19 protein-coding genes are annotated in these 21017 nt (G+C 59.3%); 14 read left to right on the forward strand and 5 right to left on the reverse strand.

Annotated elements, in window-relative coordinates:
• Positions 1 to 5 precede the first annotated feature (5 nt).
• The 10 genes from NSND_RS02555 (at position 6) to NSND_RS02600 (ending at position 11779) form a co-directional block, all read left to right on the forward strand.
• Positions 6 to 1565: a class I SAM-dependent DNA methyltransferase gene (locus NSND_RS02555; protein WP_080877467.1), complete on the forward strand. Its 1560-nt coding sequence runs from the start codon at positions 6 to 8 to the stop codon at positions 1563 to 1565.
• The gene (locus tag NSND_RS02560) at positions 1555 to 2703 is read left to right on the forward strand and encodes a PDDEXK nuclease domain-containing protein (RefSeq protein WP_080877468.1); all 1149 of its coding nucleotides are present in this window, start codon (positions 1555 to 1557) and stop codon (positions 2701 to 2703) included. The genes NSND_RS02555 and NSND_RS02560 overlap by 11 nt, the downstream gene beginning before the upstream one ends.
• An 87-nt stretch (positions 2704 to 2790) precedes the next feature.
• Positions 2791 to 3957, forward strand: a complete 1167-nt coding sequence (locus tag NSND_RS02565; RefSeq protein WP_080877469.1) for a restriction endonuclease subunit S — start codon at positions 2791 to 2793, stop codon at positions 3955 to 3957.
• Positions 3954 to 4772: an RNA-directed DNA polymerase gene (locus NSND_RS02570; RefSeq protein WP_080877470.1), complete on the forward strand. Its 819-nt coding sequence runs from the start codon at positions 3954 to 3956 to the stop codon at positions 4770 to 4772. The genes NSND_RS02565 and NSND_RS02570 overlap by 4 nt, the downstream gene beginning before the upstream one ends.
• 20 nt (positions 4773 to 4792) lie before the next feature.
• A complete protein-coding gene (locus NSND_RS02575) occupies positions 4793 to 6043 on the forward strand; it encodes an IS256 family transposase (RefSeq protein ID WP_080877471.1) in 1251 nt (416 codons plus the stop codon).
• A 106-nt stretch (positions 6044 to 6149) separates the two neighbouring features.
• Positions 6150 to 6818 carry a hypothetical protein gene (locus tag NSND_RS02580; protein ID WP_143833358.1) on the forward strand — a complete coding sequence of 223 codons (669 nt, stop codon included), beginning with the start codon at positions 6150 to 6152 and terminating at the stop codon, positions 6816 to 6818.
• Between the two features lie 7 nt (positions 6819 to 6825).
• Entirely contained in the window at positions 6826 to 9999 is a 3174-nt protein-coding gene (locus NSND_RS02585) for a type I restriction endonuclease subunit R (protein ID WP_080877473.1), read from the forward strand.
• 49 nt (positions 10000 to 10048) lie between these two features.
• Positions 10049 to 10408, forward strand: a complete 360-nt coding sequence (locus tag NSND_RS02590; RefSeq protein WP_080877474.1) for a type II toxin-antitoxin system RelE/ParE family toxin — start codon at positions 10049 to 10051, stop codon at positions 10406 to 10408.
• Complete coding sequence (locus tag NSND_RS02595; protein WP_080877475.1) at positions 10405 to 10797, forward strand: helix-turn-helix domain-containing protein; 393 nt, start codon at positions 10405 to 10407, stop codon at positions 10795 to 10797. The genes NSND_RS02590 and NSND_RS02595 overlap by 4 nt, the downstream gene beginning before the upstream one ends.
• A gap of 502 nt (positions 10798 to 11299) precedes the next feature.
• Positions 11300 to 11779, forward strand: a complete 480-nt coding sequence (locus NSND_RS02600; RefSeq protein WP_080877476.1) for an NUDIX hydrolase — start codon at positions 11300 to 11302, stop codon at positions 11777 to 11779.
• Positions 11780 to 12111: 332 nt separating this feature from the next.
• Here NSND_RS02600 and NSND_RS02605 read toward each other — a convergent pair whose 3' ends face one another.
• On the reverse strand, positions 12112 to 12435 hold the full coding sequence (locus NSND_RS02605) for a type II toxin-antitoxin system PemK/MazF family toxin (protein ID WP_200810496.1): 324 nt from the start codon (positions 12433 to 12435) through the stop codon (positions 12112 to 12114).
• The gene (locus NSND_RS02610; protein ID WP_080877478.1) at positions 12429 to 12683 is read right to left on the reverse strand and encodes an AbrB/MazE/SpoVT family DNA-binding domain-containing protein; all 255 of its coding nucleotides are present in this window, start codon (positions 12681 to 12683) and stop codon (positions 12429 to 12431) included. Before NSND_RS02610 ends, NSND_RS02605 begins: the two co-directional genes overlap by 7 nt.
• 263 nt (positions 12684 to 12946) lie before the next feature.
• Between NSND_RS02610 and NSND_RS21795 the strand changes: the two genes are divergently transcribed.
• Together NSND_RS21795 and NSND_RS20835 are read left to right on the forward strand one after the other, a co-directional pair.
• Positions 12947 to 13072, forward strand: coding sequence for a hypothetical protein (locus tag NSND_RS21795; protein WP_255373830.1), 126 nt, complete (start codon positions 12947 to 12949; stop codon positions 13070 to 13072).
• 140 nt (positions 13073 to 13212) lie between these two features.
• Positions 13213 to 13941: a UPF0149 family protein gene (locus tag NSND_RS20835; protein ID WP_159450595.1), complete on the forward strand. Its 729-nt coding sequence runs from the start codon at positions 13213 to 13215 to the stop codon at positions 13939 to 13941.
• Between the two features lie 265 nt (positions 13942 to 14206).
• On the opposite strand, the gene NSND_RS02620 is transcribed toward NSND_RS20835, so the two are convergent.
• The 3 genes from NSND_RS02620 to NSND_RS02630 all read right to left on the reverse strand — a co-directional run bounded on the left by NSND_RS02620 (position 14207) and on the right by NSND_RS02630 (position 16146).
• Complete coding sequence (locus NSND_RS02620; RefSeq protein ID WP_200810462.1) at positions 14207 to 14518, reverse strand: type II toxin-antitoxin system PemK/MazF family toxin; 312 nt, start codon at positions 14516 to 14518, stop codon at positions 14207 to 14209.
• Between the two features lie 25 nt (positions 14519 to 14543).
• Positions 14544 to 14780, reverse strand: coding sequence for a hypothetical protein (locus NSND_RS02625; RefSeq protein ID WP_080877479.1), 237 nt, complete (start codon positions 14778 to 14780; stop codon positions 14544 to 14546).
• A gap of 121 nt (positions 14781 to 14901) precedes the next feature.
• Positions 14902 to 16146 (reverse strand): MFS transporter, encoded by a 1245-nt coding sequence (locus tag NSND_RS02630; protein ID WP_143833360.1) that lies wholly within the window; start codon positions 16144 to 16146, stop codon positions 14902 to 14904.
• Positions 16147 to 16393: 247 nt separating this feature from the next.
• Here NSND_RS02630 and NSND_RS02635 point away from each other — a divergent pair, with 247 nt between their 5' ends.
• Together NSND_RS02635 and NSND_RS02640 are read left to right on the forward strand one after the other, a co-directional pair.
• Positions 16394 to 19807 (forward strand): DUF3971 domain-containing protein, encoded by a 3414-nt coding sequence (locus NSND_RS02635; protein WP_159450596.1) that lies wholly within the window; start codon positions 16394 to 16396, stop codon positions 19805 to 19807.
• 51 nt (positions 19808 to 19858) lie between these two features.
• Complete coding sequence (locus NSND_RS02640; protein ID WP_080877482.1) at positions 19859 to 21016, forward strand: M24 family metallopeptidase; 1158 nt, start codon at positions 19859 to 19861, stop codon at positions 21014 to 21016.
• The last annotated feature ends 1 nt before the right edge of the window (position 21017 follow it).

Consider the following 21017-nt stretch of genomic DNA (forward strand, 5'->3'; position numbering starts at 1 on the left):
ACGCAATGGCGCCTAAAGGAAAGACGGCTGCGAAGGCGGAGACGGGTGCCAATCTCGGCTTTGAAGCGAAGCTGTGGGCCGCCGCCGATGCGCTGCGAAACAACATGGACGCGGCGGAGTACAAGCACGTGGTCCTCGGTTTGATCTTCCTCAAGTACATCTCCGACGCCTTTGAAGCCAAGCACGCCGAGCTTGATGCACAACGGAAGCAAGGCGCCGATCCGGAAGACCCGGACGAATATCGGGCGGCCACCATCTTCTGGGTGCCCAAGGAAGCCCGGTGGTCCCATCTCAAAGCGAATGCGCCACAACCAACCATCGGCACGCTGGTCGATGATGCCATGTCGGCCATCGAGCGAGACAATGCCTCCCTCAAAGGCGTGCTGCCAAAAGACTTTGCCCGGCCGGGGCTCGACAAGGTGCGGCTCGGCCAGCTCATTAATCTCGTGAGCGATATCGCCCTCGGCAGCAGCAGCGACCGTGCCAAGGATACGCTGGGCCGTGTCTATGAATACTTCCTCTCCCGGTTCGCCAGCGCGGAAGGCAAAAGCGGCGGGCAATTCTACACACCCTCCAGTGTGGTGCGTGTCTTAGTCGAGATGCTCGCCCCCTACAAGGGCCGGGTCTATGACCCATGCTGCGGCTCCGGCGGTATGTTCGTCAGCAGTGAGAAGTTCATCGAGGCCCACAGCGGCAAGCTGGGCGATATTTCCATCTACGGTCAGGAGTCGAATTACACGACCTGGCGGCTGGCCAAGATGAACCTCGCCATTCGCGGCATTGATGCGCAGATCGCCCACGGCGACACCTTCCACAACGATCGCCACCCCGACCTCAAGGCCGACTATGTGCTGGCCAACCCGCCCTTCAACGACAGCGACTGGCGCGGGGAGCTGTTGAAAGATGATATGCGCTGGGTTTATGGCACGCCGCCCGCGGGCAATGCCAACTATGCCTGGGTGCAGCACTTCATCCACCATCTGGCGCCCACCGGGCTTGCCGGATTCGTACTCGCCAATGGCTCCATGTCATCGAATCAATCGGGCGAGGGCGAGATTCGCAAGGCCATCATCGAGGCCGACCTCGTAGACTGTATGGTCGCGCTGCCGGGGCAGCTATTCTATTCGACGCAGATCCCGGTCTGCCTGTGGTTTGTCGCCCGCAACAAAAAGAACGGGAGGTTTAGAGACCGGCGGGGCGAAACGCTTTTCATCGATGCCCGCAAGATGGGCACGCTCGTAGATCGTGTGCATCGCGAACTCACCGAAAGCGACCTTACAAAAATCGCCGGCACCTACCACGCCTGGCGGGGCGATAAAGCCGCGGGCAAGTACGACGATATACCCGGCTTCTGCAAAGCGACCAAGCTTGACGACATCCGGAAACATGGCCACGTGCTCACGCCGGGCCGTTACGTCGGTGCTGAAGCGCAGGTGGAGGATGCCGAGCCATTCGGAGAAAAGATGAAGCGGCTTACTGCGACGCTGCGAGAGCAGCAGGCTGAGGCTGCGAAGCTGGATACCGCCATTGCCGCCAACCTGAAGGAGCTGGGGTATGGCTCCTAAGCGCCCGCGCAAAGAAGAGCCACGCTTGACTCGTGGGCGCGCAAGGCCCGAAGCGAGCTTCCCGGTTGCGCCGGCCAAGGCAACCGTTCCACAGGAGTATGCCGCGGCACTCGCCACGATCAAGACACGTATCCTGCAGGAACGATTGCGCGTCGTCCTGTCCGCCAATGCAGCTATGATCCTTCTCTATTGGGACATCGGCAGCACGATCCTCGACCGTCAGAAACGCGCGGGCTGGGGCGCGAAGATCATCGATCGCCTGGCAGCCGACCTATACGAGGCGTTCCCCGATATGAAGGGGTTCTCGCCCCGCAACCTGAAATACATGCGCGCGTTTGCCTCAGCCTGGCCGGAGCGCGCAATTGTGCAAGCGTCTCTTGCACAAATCCCCTGGTACCACCACATCGCGCTGTTGGAGAAACTCGACAACCCCGTCGAGCGCCTGTGGTATGTGCGTCAAGTCATTGAACAGGGGTGGTCTCACAACATCCTCGCACTCCAAATCCAGGCCCGCGTCCATGCGCGGCAGGGCAAAGCGCTCACCAATTTCACCGCCACGTTGCCTCCGAGTGAGTCCGATCTTGCAACCCAAGTCTTCAAAGACCCCTACCTGTTCGACTTCCTCGGCACGGCCGATCCCCGCCGTGAGCGAGAGGTCGAGCAGGCGCTGGTGGATCACATCCAACGATTTTTGCTGGAACTCGGTGCCGGATTCGCATTCGTAGGCCGGCAGGTACCACTCGAAGTCGGGGATCAGGACTTCATCATCGACCTGCTGTTCTATCACCTGAAGCTGCGCTGCTATGTCGTGGTCGAACTCAAGGCCGTTGCCTTCGATCCTGCGTTCGTCGGTCAGTTGAATCTCTATCTTTCCGCCGCCGACGATCTGCTGCGGCATGCGGACGACCAGCCTACAATCGGGCTGCTCTTGTGTCGTGGTAAGAATAAGCTCGTGGTTGAGTATGCGTTGCGGCATCTGAAACGCCCGGTCGGCGTCGCGCAGTGGGAAACCCAGCTCGTCGAGAAGCTGCCGAAGGCCTTGAAGGGAAGCCTGCCCACGGTGGAAGAGATCGAGGCGGAATTGGCCGGGCAGGAACCGCGACCGAGGAAATCGACTAGGCGGGCGAGGAAAAGATGACTCGGCTTACCGCGATGCTGCGAGAACAGCAGGCCGAATCCGCGAAGCTGGATGTTGCAATCGCCGCCAACCTGAAGGAGCTTGGGTATGGCGGGTGAGTGGGCAGAGATAAGCCTCAGCGACGCGATCGAGTTGAAACGTGGCTATGACCTGCCTAGTTACGAGCGTAGGGAGGGACCTGTTCCGATCGTGTCGTCGTCGGGGATAACCGGCCGGCACACTGAAGCAAAGGTTAAGGGCCCTGGTGTCGTGATTGGACGATACGGAACGCTCGGCGAAGTCCACTACATCACCAAAGACTACTGGCCGCTCAACACAGCACTCTACGTCCGCGACTTCAAGGGGAACTGTCCGCGGTTCATCAACTATTTGCTTCGATCCCTCGATTTCACAGCCTACTCGGACAAGGCGGCCGTCCCGGGTCTCAATCGAAACGATCTTCACACTGCGCGCATAGTTCTGCCGCCGCTAGCCGAGCAGTATGCAATCGCCCACATCCTTGGCACACTGGACGACAAAATCGAACTGAACCGCCGTATGAACGAGACGCTGGAGGCAATGGCGCGGGCGCTCTTCAAGTCCTGGTTCGTGGACTTCGACCCAGTCCGCGCCAAAGCGGCAGGCCGCGACCCTGGCCTGCCCCAGCCCCTCGCCGATCTCTTCCCGAATTCCTTCGAGGACTCGGAGCTGGGAGAGATACCGAGAGGGTGGCGCGTTACGAATTGGGGAGCGTTGGTAAGTCTGGGATATGGGAAAAGTCTCAGAGACTACGACAAAACCAATGAAGCTTATCCTGTTTATGGCACGAACGGCATGATCGGGAGCCATTCGAGACCACTTTGCGGACACCCGGGAATTATCATCGGGAGAAAAGGGGCCTATCGCGGGGTTCACTTTTGCAGCAGTCCATTTTTTGTGATCGACACAGCGTTCTACGTTGAACCCAAAGAACCGATCGAGCTGCGCTGGGCCTATTACCAGTTACTCCGGCAAGACATTAATAGTATGGACAGTGGGTCTGCCATCCCTTCGACCGGCCGAGAGGATTTCTATAACTTGAGCGTTTTGGCTCCACCGTTAGAAGTCCAGGAGGCCTTTGCGGAACTACTGAATCCATGCTGGGTACGGCAGGAACGTAATAATCGTGACTCCAGCACTCTCGCAACCTTACGCGACACACTGCTGCCCAAGCTAGTCTCCGGCGAGCTGTGCGTGAAGAACGCGGCGCGCATGCTGGAAAGGACAGCAGTGTGAGCGGCAAAACAGTCAGACCCAAGCGAGGGCCGACCGATCGGTCTGTGCTTGATATGTCAGCGCGGCAGGCTCGTGCATTTTTTCTAAAGCCAGAAAGCTATTGCCGTCTCGACCTTCCACCATACTTTGATTTTGGACGGCTCTTGCGGCCGGTGGAGAAGTTTCTGACAATCAAACCGCTGGCCAGCCTGAAGCTCAAGCCGCGAGACTTTGAGGATGTTAATTACACAATCTACTCCAACAAGGACGGTCGCTATGCGTGGCGACCTTTCCAACTTATCCACCCCGTGCTCTATGTTGATCTTGCTCATTCAATGACCGAATCCATAGCGTGGGCTGCCATCCGGTCAAGATTCCAGGAGTTCTCGAAGGATCCCAAGATTCGATGTCTGAGCATCCCGCAAGAGTCCCTGACAAAGAAGAAAGATCAAGGCGCCCAGATTCTCCATTGGTGGCAAGGAATCGAGCAGGCTTCTATTGATTTGGCATTGGACTTCGCCTATGTGCTCCACGGTGACATTACAGATTGCTACGCTTCTATATATACGCATTCAATTGCATGGGCCTTGCACGGGAAGTCGACTGCAAAGGCTAAGAGGCGAGATCTATCGCTCAGCGGCAACGCAATTGATTTTCGACTTCAAAATATGCAGCACGGACAAACCAATGGCATCCCCCAGGGTTCTGTACTGGTAGACCTGATTGCTGAAATGGTTCTTGGCTATGCCGACCTAGAGCTAAGCCAGCGGTTGGCCGATACAAAAATCACCGACTTCCAGGTTGGACTTGTCCGAAATTTTGTGTGTGAGGCATAGTGTGGCTGAAAGGAGCCTCGATGCCTCGCAAGACGAACACGACGAAGGACCTCGCCCCGGCGCTGCCGGTAAGCCAGGAATTGTTGGACCAGTTGGTGCCTGGGCCGCTGACGCCGGCACAATTTGAGACTCTGTTCCGGGGCCTGAAGAAGGCGGTGCTGGAGCGTGCCCTGGGGGCGGAGCTGACGCATCACCTGGGGACGGAGCAGGCCCCCGGCGCGCCCCGTGGCAACCACCGCAACGGCACGACGCCGAAGACCGTACTCACCGACGAGGGGGCAGTGCGGCTCGAGGTGCCGCGGGATCGGAGCGGGACCTTCGAGCCGCAGTTAATCGGCAAACACGAGCGGCGCTTCACGGGCTTTGATGACAAGATCATCGCCTTGTATGCTCGGGGGATGACCGTCCGGGAGATCCAGGGCTACCTGTCCGAGATGTATGCGGTGGAGGTCTCGCCCGACTTCATCAGCACCGTGAGCGAGGCCGTGCTGGCCGAGGTGACGGCCTGGCAGAGTCGGCCCCTGGAGCCGCTGTACCCCGTCGTGTTCTTCGATGCGTTGCGGGTGAAGATCCGTGAAGACGCGGTGGTGCGGAACAAGGCGGTGTATCTCGCGCTGGGCGTGCGCGCCGATGGGACGCGGGAGATCCTGGGGCTGTGGATCGAGCAGACCGAAGGGGCAAAGTTCTGGCTGAAGGTGTTCAACGAGCTGCGCACCCGTGGGGTCATGGACGTGCTCATCGCGGTGGTGGATGGTTTAAAGGGGCTCGCCGAGGCGATTGGCACGGTGTTTCCACAGACCACCGTGCAAACCTGCATCGTGCACCTGATCCGCAATTCACTGGACTACGTGAGCTGGAAGGACCGCCAGGCGGTGGCCGCCGCAATCCGGCCGATCTACACCGCGCCGACCGAGGCGGCGGCTCACGCCGCGCTGGACGCGTTCGAGGCCGGTCCGTGGGGGACCAAGTATGCGCCCATTCGCGGCCTGTGGCGACGGGCCTGGAACCACGTGACGCCCTTCTTTGCGTTCCCCCCGGAGGTGCGGCGGATCCTCTACACGACCAATGCCATTGAGTCGGTGCACATGCGGCTGCGCAAGATCATCAAGACGCGCGGTCACTTCCCGACCGACGAAGCGGCGACCAAATTGCTGTGGCTGGCGCTGCGCAATATTACGGCCGGCTGGAGCCGGGCGACGCGGGACTGGAAGGCGGCGATGAATCAATTCGCCATCCTGTATGCAGAGCGGTTCAATCCGAGTGTGGCGTGAAACTAACCCGCCTCACACACAGAAAATCTGACAGGCCCTCCAGGTTCTTCGGTATCGAGACGATTACCGTATCTTCGTGAATGACTCCCGCGCCGGAGAGTTAATTTTGAAGACGTTAACTGAGGTCTTGATTGCTCTCGGCCTCAAGCTTAATGCGTCTAAGACCACCACGGCGCAAGCAGTCATTGCAAGTTCTATCAAGATGGATAAGCGCGAATGGATGCGACGCCGGCAGAGCGATAGAAACCTACAGAAACACCTACTGCTAATCCATGCTCATGGAACCGATTTTCCTAACGGTGGCAGTTTGCTCATCGCCCTCGACCAGTTCTACAGACGACTGGCTTCCAGAAAATCAGTACATAACCCGATGCAGCTCATTAGTATCGCAATTGATATCGGCTACAACAGTCCGCGATGTTTCCCTACCTGCGCCGCGATCGTCAGCAAGCTTTTAAGCAAGCTGCCAACAAAGAAAGAAAAGCTTGTTGCAGTCGATCGTATCCGGAAAAGGCTCGACCAATTGCCGAATAACGGACACCTCGAGGTATGGCTTCAACGGATTAGCTATTGCTTCAGTCCAAAGCTAACCTACGGAGACAAGCTATGTGGTCTTGTCGAAGGTAAGAAGATGAATCTATGGAACGATTCTTGGATTTCTGACACTGGGCTTAAACGGACAGTTAGACCAAACATTATTGTAAACAAGAAACGCTTAAAGGTACTGCGATCAATCGTGTCCCGTGCTGAATACGCCTTACTTAGAACCTATTGAGTTGTTTATGGAGCTGTTTGCCGAATCCATCGTCGAAGACGCCGCCCTCGCCTGGCTAGAAGCGCTTGGCTACGGCGTGCTGCACGGGCCGGACATCGCCAACGGCGAACCAGCCTCGGAGCGCGGCGATCCGAACTACCGAGACGTGGTGCTGGAACAGCGGCTACGCCAGGCGCTCGTGCGACTGAATCCAGAGCTTCCATCCGAAGCCCTCGAAGACGCCTTTCGCAAGCTCACCAGGACGGATGCCGCGATGTTGATAGAACGGAACCGTGCCATCCATCGGATGATTATCGATGGCGTAAACGTTGAGTATCGCCGGGAGGGCGGCTCGATTGCTGGCGCACAAGCAAAGGTGATCGACTTCGACAGGCCCGAGAACAACGATTGGCTTGCCGTCAATCAGTTCACGGTTTCAGAGGGGCAGCACCAGCGGCGACCTGATATCGTCCTGTTCGTGAATGGCCTTCCGTTCGCCGTGATCGAGCTGAAAAACCCTGCGGACGAAGAGGCCACCATCTGGACTGCCTACCGGCAACTTCAGACCTACCAGGCTCAAATTCCCTCGATCTTTGCTACCAATGTGGCGCTCATCATTTCTGACGGTGTCCAGGCTCGCATCGGGACTCTTGGGGCCGGGAAGGAATGGTTTAAGCCCTGGCGAACCATTGCAGGGGTTCAGGACGCGGCCCCCACAATGTCCGAGCTGCAAGTGGTGCTGGAAGGAGTCTTTGAAAAACGGCGATTCCTGGATCTGGTGCGGCATTTCGTTGCCTTCGAAGACGAGGGACAGGGCAAGCTCATCAAGAAGATGGCGGGCTACCATCAGTTCCATGCGGTGAATGTAGCGGTTGAGGAAACCTTGCGGGCAGCCCGTCATGCGGCAGAACATCGAGCCGCCGAGGCCTGGGGTCATTATAAAGCGGGGCATCAACCAGGTGGCGAACCAGGCGATCGGCGGGTGGGTGTGGTGTGGCATACCCAGGGATCGGGTAAGAGTCTGACCATGGCCTTTTATGCGGGACGGGTCATCCTGCATCCGACGATGGCGAACCCCACCATCGTGGTGCTGACCGATCGCAACGATCTCGACGATCAGCTCTTTGGGACGTTCGCTCGTTGTCGCGATCTGCTTCGACAGGACCCGGTTCAGGCGACCGACCGGACTGACTTGCGTGCAAAGTTGAGCGTGGCTTCCGGAGGGATAGTCTTTACGACGATTCAGAAGTTCTTTCCGGAAGAAAAAGGCGACCGGCATCCCGTACTGTCAGAACGCCGCAACATTGTCGTGATCGCGGACGAAGCCCACCGGAGCCAGTATGACTTCATCGACGGCTTCGCCCGCCATATGCGTGACGCGTTGCCTCACGCCTCGTTCATCGGATTCACCGGCACACCCATCGAACAGACCGATGCCAATACACGAGCCGTCTTCGGCGACTACATCAGTATCTACGACATCCAACGGGCGGTCGTGGATAAAGCCACAGTTCCCATCTACTACGAGAGCCGGCTTGCCACGCTGGAGCTGAAGGCGTCCGAGCGGCCGAAGATCGACCCCAATTTTGAAGAGGCGACTGAAGGGGAAGAGGTCGAGCGGAAGGAAAAGCTCAAGACGAAGTGGGCGCAGCTTGAAGCGGTGGTGGGATCGGAGAATCGAATCAAGTTGATCGCGCGTGACCTCGTCGATCACTTTGAGAATCGCCTTGCGGCCATGGATGGAAAGGCGATGGTGGTCTGTATGAGCCGCCGGATCTGCGTGGAGCTGTATCGCGAGATTGCAGCCCTGCGTCCACAATGGCATGCCGATGGGGATGGTCAAGGCTCGATGAAGGTGATTATGACAGGCTCGGCGTCCGACCCGATCCAGTGGCAAAGCCATATCCGGAACAAGAAACGCCGCGAAGACATGGCCCTACGATTCCGTGCTCCCAAAGATCCCTTTCGACTCGTCATTGTTCGCGACATGTGGCTGACCGGTTTTGACGCGCCGAGTCTCCACACGATGTACATCGATAAGCCGATGCGCGGGCATGGGCTGATGCAAACCATTGCCAGAGTCAACCGCGTGTTCAAGGATAAGCCCGGTGGGCTGGTCGTGGACTACCTCGGCCTTGCCGACGAACTCAAGCAGGCTCTCGCGACCTACACGGAAAGCGGTGGGACGGGTAAGACGGCGATCAACCAGGCAGAGGCCGTCGCCGTGATGCAGGAGAAGTATGAAATCTGCCGAAGTCTCTTTGGTTCATACACCACACCTGCCGGCCTGGTGAGGGGCTTTGATTGGTCGCCATGGATGACCGGCAAGCCGCAAGAGCGGCTCTCTGTCTTGCCTGCTGCACAAGAGCATATCTTGAAGCAGCCAGACGGTAAGGCGCGTCTCCTGCGCGCCGTAACGGACCTGTCGCAAGCCTTTGCGTTGGCTGTCCCGCATGAGGAGACGTTCCGGATTCGGGATGATGTTGGTTTTTTCCAGGCCGTGCGTTCGGTGTTGGCCAAGAGCGTGCCGGCTGAACAGAAAACCGACGAAGAGCTCGACCATGCCATTCGCCAGATCATTTCAAAGGCTGTGGTGTCCGATGAGATCCTGGACATCTTTGCCGCTGCGGGGCTGAAGAAGCCGGATCTCTCGATCCTCTCGGACGAGTTTCTAGCCGAAGTGCGGGGGATGCCACAGAAGAACCTGGCTGTCGAACTCTTGCGCAAGCTGCTGAGCGGGGAGATCAAGGTACGGTCTCGAAAGAATGTGGTGCAGGCCAAGTCCTTTGCAGAGATGTTGGAGCAGGCCGTGAGAAAGTACCAGAACCGGGCGATCGAAGCCGCACAGGTGATCGAGGAGATGATCGGATTAGCCAAAGACCTGCGCCGGGCGCACGAACGAGGGGAACGCCTTGGTCTGACCGAGGACGAAATGGCCTTCTACGATGCGCTCGAAACGAACGACAGCGCAGTGAAGGTATTGGGCGATGAGACGCTACGGACCATCGCGCGAGAAGTAGCGGACGCCGTCCGCAAGAATGTGACGATCGATTGGACGGTGCGAGAGAACGTGCGTGCTCAACTTCGCGTCATCGTGAAGCGGATTCTTCGCAAACACGGCTATCCGCCGGACAAGCAGGAGAAGGCAACCCAGACGGTGCTGGAGCAGGCGGAAGTGCTGTGCGCGGAAGCGGGCAGCTAATCGAGCCTAATGTGAGACGGCTGAGAGACAACACTAATATTGATGTTGCATGAGCATGGAGTTCGCGGTAGAGTTCTATGAAACGGTGGCAGGGCACTGTCCCCTTCGGGAGTTTCTCGATGAACTCAAAGCCAGCGATCCCGGCGATTTTGCCGCAGTGCTGGCTGGGTTATCCAAGCTGCGCAACCGGCAGTATCACCGTGAGCCGCTGTCCAAGTCGCTTACGAATGGACTCTACGAACTCCGGCATGTCGGCAAACTGAATACGAGAGTGCTGTGGTTCTTTATGAGCGGCCGCCGCATCGTCGCTCTGCACGGCATCAGGAATAAAGGCCGCGCGATTCCTGCCCGCGATCTCGATACGGCCCGCGAACGGATGCGAGATTGGCAGAAGAGGATGAAGGGATGAAACAGACGAACTTTGATCGCTACCTCAAAGAGCAGCTTGCGGATCCGACGTTTGCCAGGCGCTTCGAGCAGGCGGGCCAGGCCTGGGACGTGGCACTTCAGATTGCCACGCTGCGACGGCAGGCGGGCCTGTCGCAGAAGCAATTGGCTGAGCGGGTGAAGACCTCGCAACAGCAGATTTGTCGGCTTGAATCGCCAGGCTATGAAGGTCATTCGCTCAGTATGCTGCGCCGCGTCGCCCGGGAACTCCATGCGCATGTGCGGGTGGTGCTTGAACCGGAGGGTGGAGCCGATCAGGTGGCCGAAACCCCGGCCGCATATCGTGCGGAACGGCGCAAGACGTCGAACCGGGTCGCACGATCATGGCGCACCAAAAAGCCGAGGAACTGACCTAGTTGGAGACAATGAGATTCTGACTTACTCCACCCACTTCTCTTCCGGTTCAATCGCTTCACCCACAATACCCCGCCGCAGAGGGCGATGAGCGCTACCATTAGCAACGAGGCCGCCCTCCCTCGGAGATCGTCTAGCCAGAGGGTGAGGCCCGGGGAGATGATCCCGCCTTGATTCGCGACATATTCATCACGCCGACAACCTATTCACCCGGCTCTTCGAGAATCCGGTCAACCGCGCAGCGTCTTTCCGTCACTCACGCCATCGCCGCCGCTTCGAAGACCGGCGTCGGTCGGTGAGCATCCCATGTGGGCCTGCTTGACAGTGTGAGGCAGACTGCCTAGCCTGATTGCTGACCCTTGCACCTTGCGGCTGTCCAACTTCGATTCCCACCGGAAGAAGGGAGCTGCGTGCCCGACATGGATGCGACGTGGACGCAACCCGGTTACGGCATCCAGCCTCCGCGGCCTCATACACGTCGGATTGGAGGAATCCTCACATGAGTCACCATGGCAAGACGAAGGCGCAGAAAGGCTCGCTGCCGGCCATGACCGTCACGCCGGTTGCTGCGGCGATCGGCGTGGTGCTGCGAGACGACCAGGTTCTACTCGTCCGCCGCGCGAATCAGCCGGACGCGGGGAAGTGGGGCTTTCCCGGTGGCAAGATCGAGCCGGGTGAACCGGTCCAAGCTGCCGCGGCACGGGAGGTGGCGGAAGAGACCGGCCTCGTCGTGCGCCCGCTGCACGTGTTCACGGCGGTCGACGCCTTCCATCGGAACGCGAGTGGACAGTTGGTCACCCACTATGTGTTGATCGCCGTATTATGCGAGTGGATTTCAGGCCTCCCGCAGGCGGCCGGTGATGCGTTGGAGGCGGAGTGGTTCCCGATCGAGACGTTAGACTCAGTCGACATCGTCATGAGTGTTGACGTCGCACGCGTCGCCTCGATGGCTGCGAAGGTCCGTGACGACGTTCAATGACCCGCTGTTGATGAAGGATCCTGAATCGGGCAGGCTTCACAGGCTTCTGTGGTTGCGCCGATTCCGCTAGCACCTCTGGATCGACCCTTTGTCCACGGAGTGACTTCCAAAACCAGTCAGCTGAACCGCTGGTCCCCGGCTTCGTCCAACTTCGAGCGTTCTCCTTCATGAGCCCGTCACTTCTACTTCTTCATCGCCTGGGGCGAATCAATCTTCACCCACATCACGTCGCCGCAGGTGGAGATGAGTGCGGCCACCAGCAACGAGGCGGTTCAACCCCAGCTATCGGCGAGCCAGGGCGTGAGTGTGGGACAAGTAGGACTGTCGAAGGATTACGGGGCAAAGAGTTCGGCAAGCAGAGTGAGGATCTGGGCGCGTGTCACGTCAGTGATCGTTCCTACACGCTTGACCAATCGGCTTTTGTCCACTGTCCGGATTTGATCCAGCACAACTTGCCCGGACTTACCTTTGAATCGAAGCGGGACACGAGTCGGGTAGGGACGGCCTTTCGTCGTCATGGGAGCGATGATGACCGTGTCGATGTGCTGATTCATTTCATCCGGGGAAATGATGAGACAGGGGCGGGTCTTACGGATCTCACGTCCTTGTGTAGCATCGAGACGGACGAGAAAGACATCGAAGCGGGACACTACCATGTCCATTCGCTCCGATCCCATGTAGACATCGCTGCAGATTCTTCATCCAGCAGGTGGTCATCCTCGTGTCGATGCATCTGCTCAAACGCTTGACGCCAGCCGGCGCGCGGTTTGGATGCCGCGCGAATAACCAATTGTCCGTGCTGAATCTCCAGATCGACGTCGCCGTGCAGGTGACACTGTTCAATGACAGATTTCGGAATCCGGATGCCCTGGGAATTGCCGATTCGCACAACACGAGCTTTCATTGCGATTTCCTCCCCTGCCTTGCTGAACTCTTGTGTAATTACATTGGCACTACCCGCTCTGTCAAGAATTCATACCACCGCCTCACTCCCTCAACCCCTCGCTCGCATCGATCTTCATCCACATCACGCCGCCACCAGCAACGAGGCGGTCCAACCCCAGTGGTCGGCGAACCAGGGCGTGAGGGGCAGGGAAAATGAGACGTAAAAATGTACAGGGAGTCTCCTAGGCCCCCCATGTGCTGCAACATCAGGAAATGGCTGGTATGGCGCAGGAGATAGAACGGGTGCTCCAGTCGCCGACAGAAGTGCGGCTTTCACGGTTCGACCGGGCGGTGCGGTTATTTTATGAGCGCTACGCCAAGACGAAGGATGGTGGGAAGTGGCTCTGAGTCGTGGTAACCTGGAAAGCCTAGGCAAGGACAACGGCGAAGGGGAGACAGGAAGCCATACCTCCCGCTGCTGCCCGACGATGAGCCTACCCGCATTATTTCGCCTTCCATCCCGAGTGCATCGGGGCTATGATCGCCGCATGCCTTCCATGGTCCCCCCATTTACCGCCACCCAGGCCGCCGTCCTGAAGAACTTTCTCGCATCGCCCCAGCGCCCGACCGGCACGCTAACGTATCCACAGCTGGCAGGATTTCTGTTCAGCCTCGCGAACGGTCCGGAATTAATCCCGCCATCGGAGTGGATACCGATGGTATTCGATGATCATGACGCCGGCTACGACACACAAGCTGAGGCAGAGCAGGTGCTTCAGGCCATGATGGCACTCTATAACGACTGTGCCCGGCAGTATTTTGCTGATCGTCCCACGCTTCCACCTGGCTGCGACATCAGACCGGCCCCCCTCGATAATCTGGAGCCCGACGCACCGCTGAGCCACTGGGCACAGGGGTTCGGCATGGGCCATGACTACCTGGTGGAATACTGGGACGAATTCACCCCGGAGGAACTCGATGAAGCGCTGGGAGCCGCGCTGATGACGTTGACCTTTTTTTCCTCTGCCAGCCTGGCCAGGGCCTACCATGAAGAAGGCAAGGCCGGCACAAGCCTCGCGCAGTTGGCCGGAACCGTCCTCGACATCTTTCACGATGCCCTGGGTGAGTACGCGCACCTCGGTCGCGCAATCTATCAGGGACGGCGCGAAGCGGGCGATCTCAGCCCTGCACCGACGACCGGCCGGAAAGTCGGGCGCAACGATCCCTGTCCATGCGGCAGCGGCAGCAAGTTCAAGAAATGCTGCGGGGCGACATGACTCAGTGCCGGGACGTATCCTCGGGTGCGGAAACACCACCGGGGCATCTCGTGGGCAGGTGCCTCTTCACGGCGATACTCCGCAAGCTTGCGACCGGTCTCGTCTCCTTTCACTCCCTCACCCCTCCGTCGGATCGACCTTCATCCACTAGCGACACCCTCCAACCCCAGTGATCGGCGAGCCAGGGCGTGAAAGTATGAACAGTGGCGGCGCTTCACTTCACCACAGAGCACAGCCTAATGGTCGGGGAGAGCGAGCCGCGGAACTAACCGAGATCCATCACTTCTTTGAGAGCGTGGGTTATGGCCCTGAGTTGGATCGTGGTGAGACGGGTCAACGGACCTTCGATCAATCGTTGATTATCGATCGCGCGGAGTTGATCCAACAGCAGATCGGAGTCTCTCCGAAGTTTGCCCTGAGCGGCAATTCTGAGACGGAGCGGTTCCGCGTCGTCAATGAGCTGGGTGGCAAGGGGAATGATCAGGGTGGAGGGATGTCCGGCATCGAGCAACGCTTGGGCTTGGACGATGAGCACGGGTCTGGTCTTTCCCGGTTCCGTCCCACGGCGAGGATTCAAGTCGGCAAGCTAAATCTCGCCGCGCTTACGCATAAAGGTCTGTCTCAATGGCATCAAACTCCCCGTTGATGCGCATACTTTGGTCGCGCACCTTATACGAGGCCTTGGTGAGACGATCGACACGAAGCCTTCGCTCGGTTTCGAGGTTCATGCGTTCCAAGGATTGCCGGATATAAGCCGCCCTCGATATATGGAGGGCCTGGGCGTAACGCGTGCAACGCTTGAGCAATTCGTCCGGCAAGGTCACCGTAATGGTACTCATCGATACCTCCAGCAACTATCGGAACCCGATATCATGTCATACTAAATCGAGGATGAGCGACGGCGCAAACAGTCCCGCATCCGCCTTCGTTATGCGCCAAGCCAATCCCTCGCCGTCCGCCTCACTCCCTCAACCCCTCGCTCGCATCGATCTTCATCCACATCACGCCGCCACAGAGGGCGATGAGCGCGGCCACGAGTAACGAAGCCGTCCAACCCCAGTGGTCGGCGAGCCAGGGCGTAAGGCTCGGAGAAATGACGCCGCCTACGTTCGCGCCCATATTCATCACACCCGACAGGGTGCCTGCATGGGTCTTAGAGAGATCGGTCGTCACGCTCCAGTAGGCCCCGACGGTGAAATACAACCAGCCGGCACCCAGCGAGAGAGAGGCGATGGCCACGGCCTGTGAGTCGGCCCAGGCGCCGACGGCGATCAGTCCACCGGCCAGCCCCATGCCGATCATGCCGACGATCATTCGAGCCTTCGTCAGACCGAGGGTCGAGACCAGGCGATCCGTGGTCCAGCCGCCGAGCGGGCAGAAGACGAGGATCGCCACGAAAGGTGCAGCCGCAAGCCAGCCGCCACGCAACAGATCGATGCCGCGGACGTTCACCAGGTAGAGATAAAACCAGGACATATAAATGTAGGCGACGTAACCCAGGCAGGCGTAACTCAACACCAGCCAGCGCAGGGATGACGAAGCGGCGAATTGCCGCCAGGGAACGACTACGCGCGGGTGTATGGACGCCACGCCATCCGCCGCTTTCTGCTCTCGGGAGCAGAGCACCCATAACAGGGCCACCACCAGACCGATCAACGCGGAGAGGTAGAAGACCGTCTGCCAGTGGTAATTCACCATGACCCAGGAGGCGAGGGGAGGGGTGATCGCGGCGCCGATGCCGATGCCGCCGATGGCAATGCCGATGCCGAGTCCACGTTGCGCAGGCGGAATCCAATCGGCCACGGCCCGATTGAAATTCGGCAGAGCCACCGCTTCTCCGACACCGAGGAGAAAGCGCACGACGATCAGCGCACCGACCGTCCCGACCATGGCGGCCAACGGCAGGGTTGCGGCCACCGCCGTCAAGGCCGTGAACAACGACCACCAGACCAGCGCACCCGCCAGCACCACCCGGGCTCCCCAGCGATCGCCCAGCCAGCCGCCTGGAATCTGGCAGAGCGCGTAACCGAACACAAAGGCGGAAAAGATATAGCCCATGTCCTGGTCGGTGAGGCCATAGGCGGGCATCATCTGTCTCGCGGTGACGGAGATGTTGACCCGGTCCATGTAGGTCACGGCGCTGATCGCGAACAGGAGCCCGAGAATGCCCCATCGCGGTTGTGTCGTCGCTCTGCCTGCTCCCACGCGTACCCCCGGTTTTTACTCACCCGTCAGAAAGCGAGGCATTATAGACCGGCACGCATCAACCGACGAAAGGTATTTGCGATCCCCAACGAGATACGGTCTCCTACCGTTTCACGTCACACGTGTGACGCCTCACGTTTCACCTTTCTCGTTTCACGTTTCACGCCCGATAGCGCCTCTCTGCCGTATGGATTTCCCTCTCATGCATCCAGTACACTCAGATTTTGACCTACCTGATGGAGGTGGAGTGAGGGTTCGTCCGCGCGTTGTCGTGTTATCGCTGCTCGGCCTGGTGGTCGTGGGTGCGCTCCTTCTCCTCTATTCGCGCGAGTTGTTCGGCGTCGACGTCATCAAGAATTTCTTCCTCCAGCAACTCGAAACCAGTCTGCGGCGCAAGATCGAGGTCGATCGGATCAAGCTGGTCGTCCTGCCCAGCGTCCGGCTCGAACTCTCCAATGTGGGTGTCTATGGTCACGACGACCCGACCCACGTCGTCTTCCAGGCCAAAGAAATCGACATCGTCCTGCGCCTCTTGCCGCTGCTGAAGAAGCAGGTCGTGGCCAAACGAATCTTTCTCGACGAGCCGACCGTCACGCTGATCCGCAATCGCTCCGGCCATTGGAATGTGCTCGCCGGGCTCCCCTCTGCGGCCAAAGACGAATCGGCCTATCAGATGTTCAGCCGTCTCCTGCAAATCCGTGAGGCCACGATTCAGCAGGGGCACATCACGATCACGGACGAGGCCCGTCCGGACGGCGTCCGCACCACGAAGCTGGAAGCGGTCGAAATGGCATTGAAGGTCTATCCTGGCAAGGCCCAGGGAGACTTGCACATCTCCGCCTCTTTGCCCGCAGAAGCGGCCCCTTCTTCATTTTCCTTAACCGGCACCATCGGCTTGAGCGAGTCCTCCTCGTCGCTGGCGGCGGAAGAACCCTATTCCGTCCATCCCGCGTTTCAGTTCGACGGCGAGATCGAAACCACCAACCTGCGCCTGCGCGAAGCGGCCGACTTCTTCGGCCCGCGCCCCGTGCCCGCTCAACTGCAGGGTGGCGCCAATCTGCAGAGCCGCATCCGCGTGGCGCCCGGCGTGGCCGGGTATGACGTGGTGCTCACGGAGATCGCCGCCAATGTCGATCAACTGGCGATCACCGGCAAGGCGAACATGGCGGGACTCCTGACCTCGCAACCCACGTTCTCCATCACCTTTGCGTCGCCCACCATCGATCTCAAGACGCTGTTCGCCCGCATGCCACCGCAATGGATTCATCCCCAATTGCCCGGCATCGTCGAACAGCGCCAACTGGGCGGGACGGTCGAAATCGTCTCGGCCACGCTGACCGGCGCCACCGCGCCCAGCCCGCAACTGTCGCTCACAGGCGACTTCCGGATTGAGAAGGGCACGGCGCTGATCGGAAACGACCGTGTGCCGACGCAGGATCTGTCCGCCACCATCTCCGTCGAGCCGGGACGTATCCGGGTCGGAAAGGTGACGGGGAGCTACGGGTCCCTCCAGATGACCGACGGAAAAGCCGTGGTGTCGTTCTTGGATGAAGGGCCCTGGATGGAGCTGGACATCAGCGGCAACATGACGGCGGCGGATCTGGTGAAATTTTTGACCAAGACGATCCGTGCGGACCGGTTGACCTCGCTGCTCGCGCAATCGCGTGAGATCGAAGGCCAAACGCATCCGACCTTCCGCCTCGTCGGTCCGCTGGACAAACCGGAAGGCATCACGTTCGCAGGCGGGGAAGTGCTGGCCGAACAAGTCAGCCTGGTGAATCCCTCCCTGCCGCAACGGCTCACGGCCATGCACGGGCGCATCCTGTTCTCGCAAACCGGCGGAGCCCAATTCGATCAAGTCACCGCCAACGTGGGCGAGACGCAACTGCAGTTCAACGGCATGATCAGCGGCGGCACGCCCAGCGTCTTTCAGGATTTTGTCATCCGCGCCAAGGGCAGCGCCGCCCAACTTCGCCAGATGGTCTCTGCCGGAACCTTCCCCGACGATCTCCTCTATGGCATGGTCAACGCGAAAGTCCAGTTATCCGGGGCCTCCGGTGCGCCGCACCTACGCGGGGAGATCGCCCTGAACGACGCCAAACTCGTACTGCCGATGGTCGGAGAAAAACCGTTCGGCTCACCGGCCTCCCTGGAGCTCGATGCCGATGTCACACGGGGAGTCGGCTTGGTGATTTCCCGCATGGAGCTCGTGGTACCGCCGTTGCGGTTGCCCTTGAAGGGACGCATCACCTTGGGCGATCAATTTTCGATCGACGCCTCACTCGCTTCCGGAACGGTCTCATTGTCGAGCCTTCCCGAATGGATCTACCGCAGCGGGTTCGAGGCGGGAAATCTCGAAGTTTCCATGGATGTGAAGGGCACGGATGCCGAATGGAGAAACTGGCGCACGGGCGGATGGCTGGCGCTCACCAACGGCCTGATGTCAGTGAAGGGCGTGGACGGCCAGGTCGAGGATATTTACCTCCGGCTGAAATTCTCGAAGAACATCGCCGATATCAAACAGCTCTCCTTCCGCATCAAGGACAGCGATGTCAGCCTGTCGGGGGCGCTGAAGAACTGGACGACGAAACCGGTCATCGCGGTGAAGATCGAATCGTCCCAGATGGATCTCGACCTGCTCATCCCCAAAGGCCACCGCTCACCGATCCGGGAATTTCTTGAGACCCTGGCTTCGACCAGTCAGGTCAGCGCTACCGCCACGATTGAAAAGGGCCTCTACAAACACCTGCGATTCGGCGGCTTGTCCGGGCGCTTGACGATTCAAGACGGCATGCTGGATCTCGACCGTGTCGTCGCTCAGTCTGGAACCGGCCATGCAGCCGGACGCATGGTCGTCCGGCTGCCCAAGGGACAACCGGCCGAAACCGAAACCTCAATCCGGATGACGGGCATCCCGGCCGAATCCCTGTTGCCGCTGCTCGGAGCCCATGATCAGCCGGTGACCGGCGAGATGAAGCTGACCGGTGTGATCCGCGGGCATGGACGGAACCCCCATGGCCTCCTACCGACCCTCAACGGCAAAGTCGAGCTGGTGTTGCAGGATGGCCGCATTCTCAAGACGGAGAAACGCGCCATCTGGAAGATACTCTCCATTCTGAATCTCCCCGCGGTCCTGCAAGGCAAGGTGGATCTGGAGAAAGAGGGATTACAGTACAACCGGGCTAGCACCACCCTGACGATTCAAAACGGATTGGTGAAGACCCAGAACATCGTCCTGGACAGTCCCGTGTTGAAAATTTCCGCCGTCGGTAATTACGACATGCCCACCGATCAGCTGGACATGATCTGGGCGGTGAGTCCCTTCGGGTCCTACTCACAATTTTTGAAATCGATTCCGCTCTTCGGGCGGCTGATCGCCGGGGACCGCAAGGGCCTGGCGACGGCGCTGTTTCAAGTGAAGGGCTCCATCGACGATCCGGACGTGACTTACATGCCGATGAAATCCTTTACGACGGGATTGACCGGTGTCGCGCAGCTCGCGTTCGACCTGCTGAAAAATACGGTGATGCTCCCGATCGACATTTTGTCGCCGCAGGAGGAGAAGGATCCGATGTTCGATCCCTCGCTGGAAATTCAGACGCCGCCGTCCACCGCGCCGCCGGTCGAGACGCCCACGACTCCGACACCGGCCACGCCTTGACCACCTCAGGACCGCGTGATAGCATCCGAATGACGTGAACGCACCCATCTCATGAGCCACTCGACCGAACACAACAGCCGCCCCGAACAGAGCGCGACGCTCTTCATCGCCGCCAGCGAAACCGATTCCAATCTCTATTACGCCACCCGCTTCATCGCGCCGGATCCCTTCATTTATCTTGAAGTGAAGGGTGAACGGCTCATGGTCATGAGCGATCTGGAAGTGGACCGGGCGCGTAACCAGGCGACGGTCGATCGCGTATTGTCCTATTCCGAGTTGGAGCGGCGGGCCAAATCGCAGGGCGTGAAAGATCCCGGCACGATCGATGTGATTCATCTGGTCTTGCAGGATGCCGGCCTGAAAGACATTCTGGTACCTCCGACGTTTCCCTTTCTCCATGCGAGCCGCCTCCAGGAACTCGGCTATCGGCTGCGCACCAAACGCGAACCGTTCTACGAACAGCGGGTGATGAAATCGGACGACGAAGTTCGGCACATCGAAGCCGCCCAGCGAGCAACGGAAACAGCCGTGGCCGCCGCGCACCAGACCCTTCGACGCGCCGAGATTCGCGACAACGTCCTCTGGCTGGACGGCGAGATGCTGACCTCCGAGCGGGTCAAAAAATTGATCAACGTCGCCCTGATGGAATGTGACTGCGTCGCGCAACATACCATCGTGGCGGGCGGGGAGCAGGCCTGCGATCCCCATGATGAGGGCAGCGGCCCGCTGCCGGCTCATCGCAGCATTATTTTCGATGTTTTTCCGCGCTCGGCCGGCACCCGTTACTTCGCCGACATGTCCCGCACGGTCGTCCGCGGCACACCCTCGCCGGAATTGACGCGCCTCTATCACGCCGTCAAAGACGCGCAGGAAGAAGCCATTACCAAGATTCGCGACGGCGCCGACGGGGCTGCCATCCATCAGGGCATCTGCGATCGGTTCGAGAAGGCGGGCTACAAGACCGGCCTGGTCAACGGCCGCATGCAGGGGTATTTTCACGGCACCGGCCATGGCGTCGGCTTGGATATTCACGAAGCGCCCCGTATCAGCCGGACCGGTTCGCTGCTGCAGGAAGGACATGTCGTCACCGTCGAGCCGGGACTCTACTACCCGGGCCTCGGCGCGGTGCGTATCGAAGACATGGTCCTCGTGACGAAAGACGGCTGCCGGAATTTGACGAATTACCCGAAAGTCTTCGAACTCGGCTGAC

The sequence above is a fragment of the Nitrospira sp. ND1 genome (assembly GCF_900170025.1).
Lineage (GTDB): Bacteria > Nitrospirota > Nitrospiria > Nitrospirales > Nitrospiraceae > Nitrospira_A.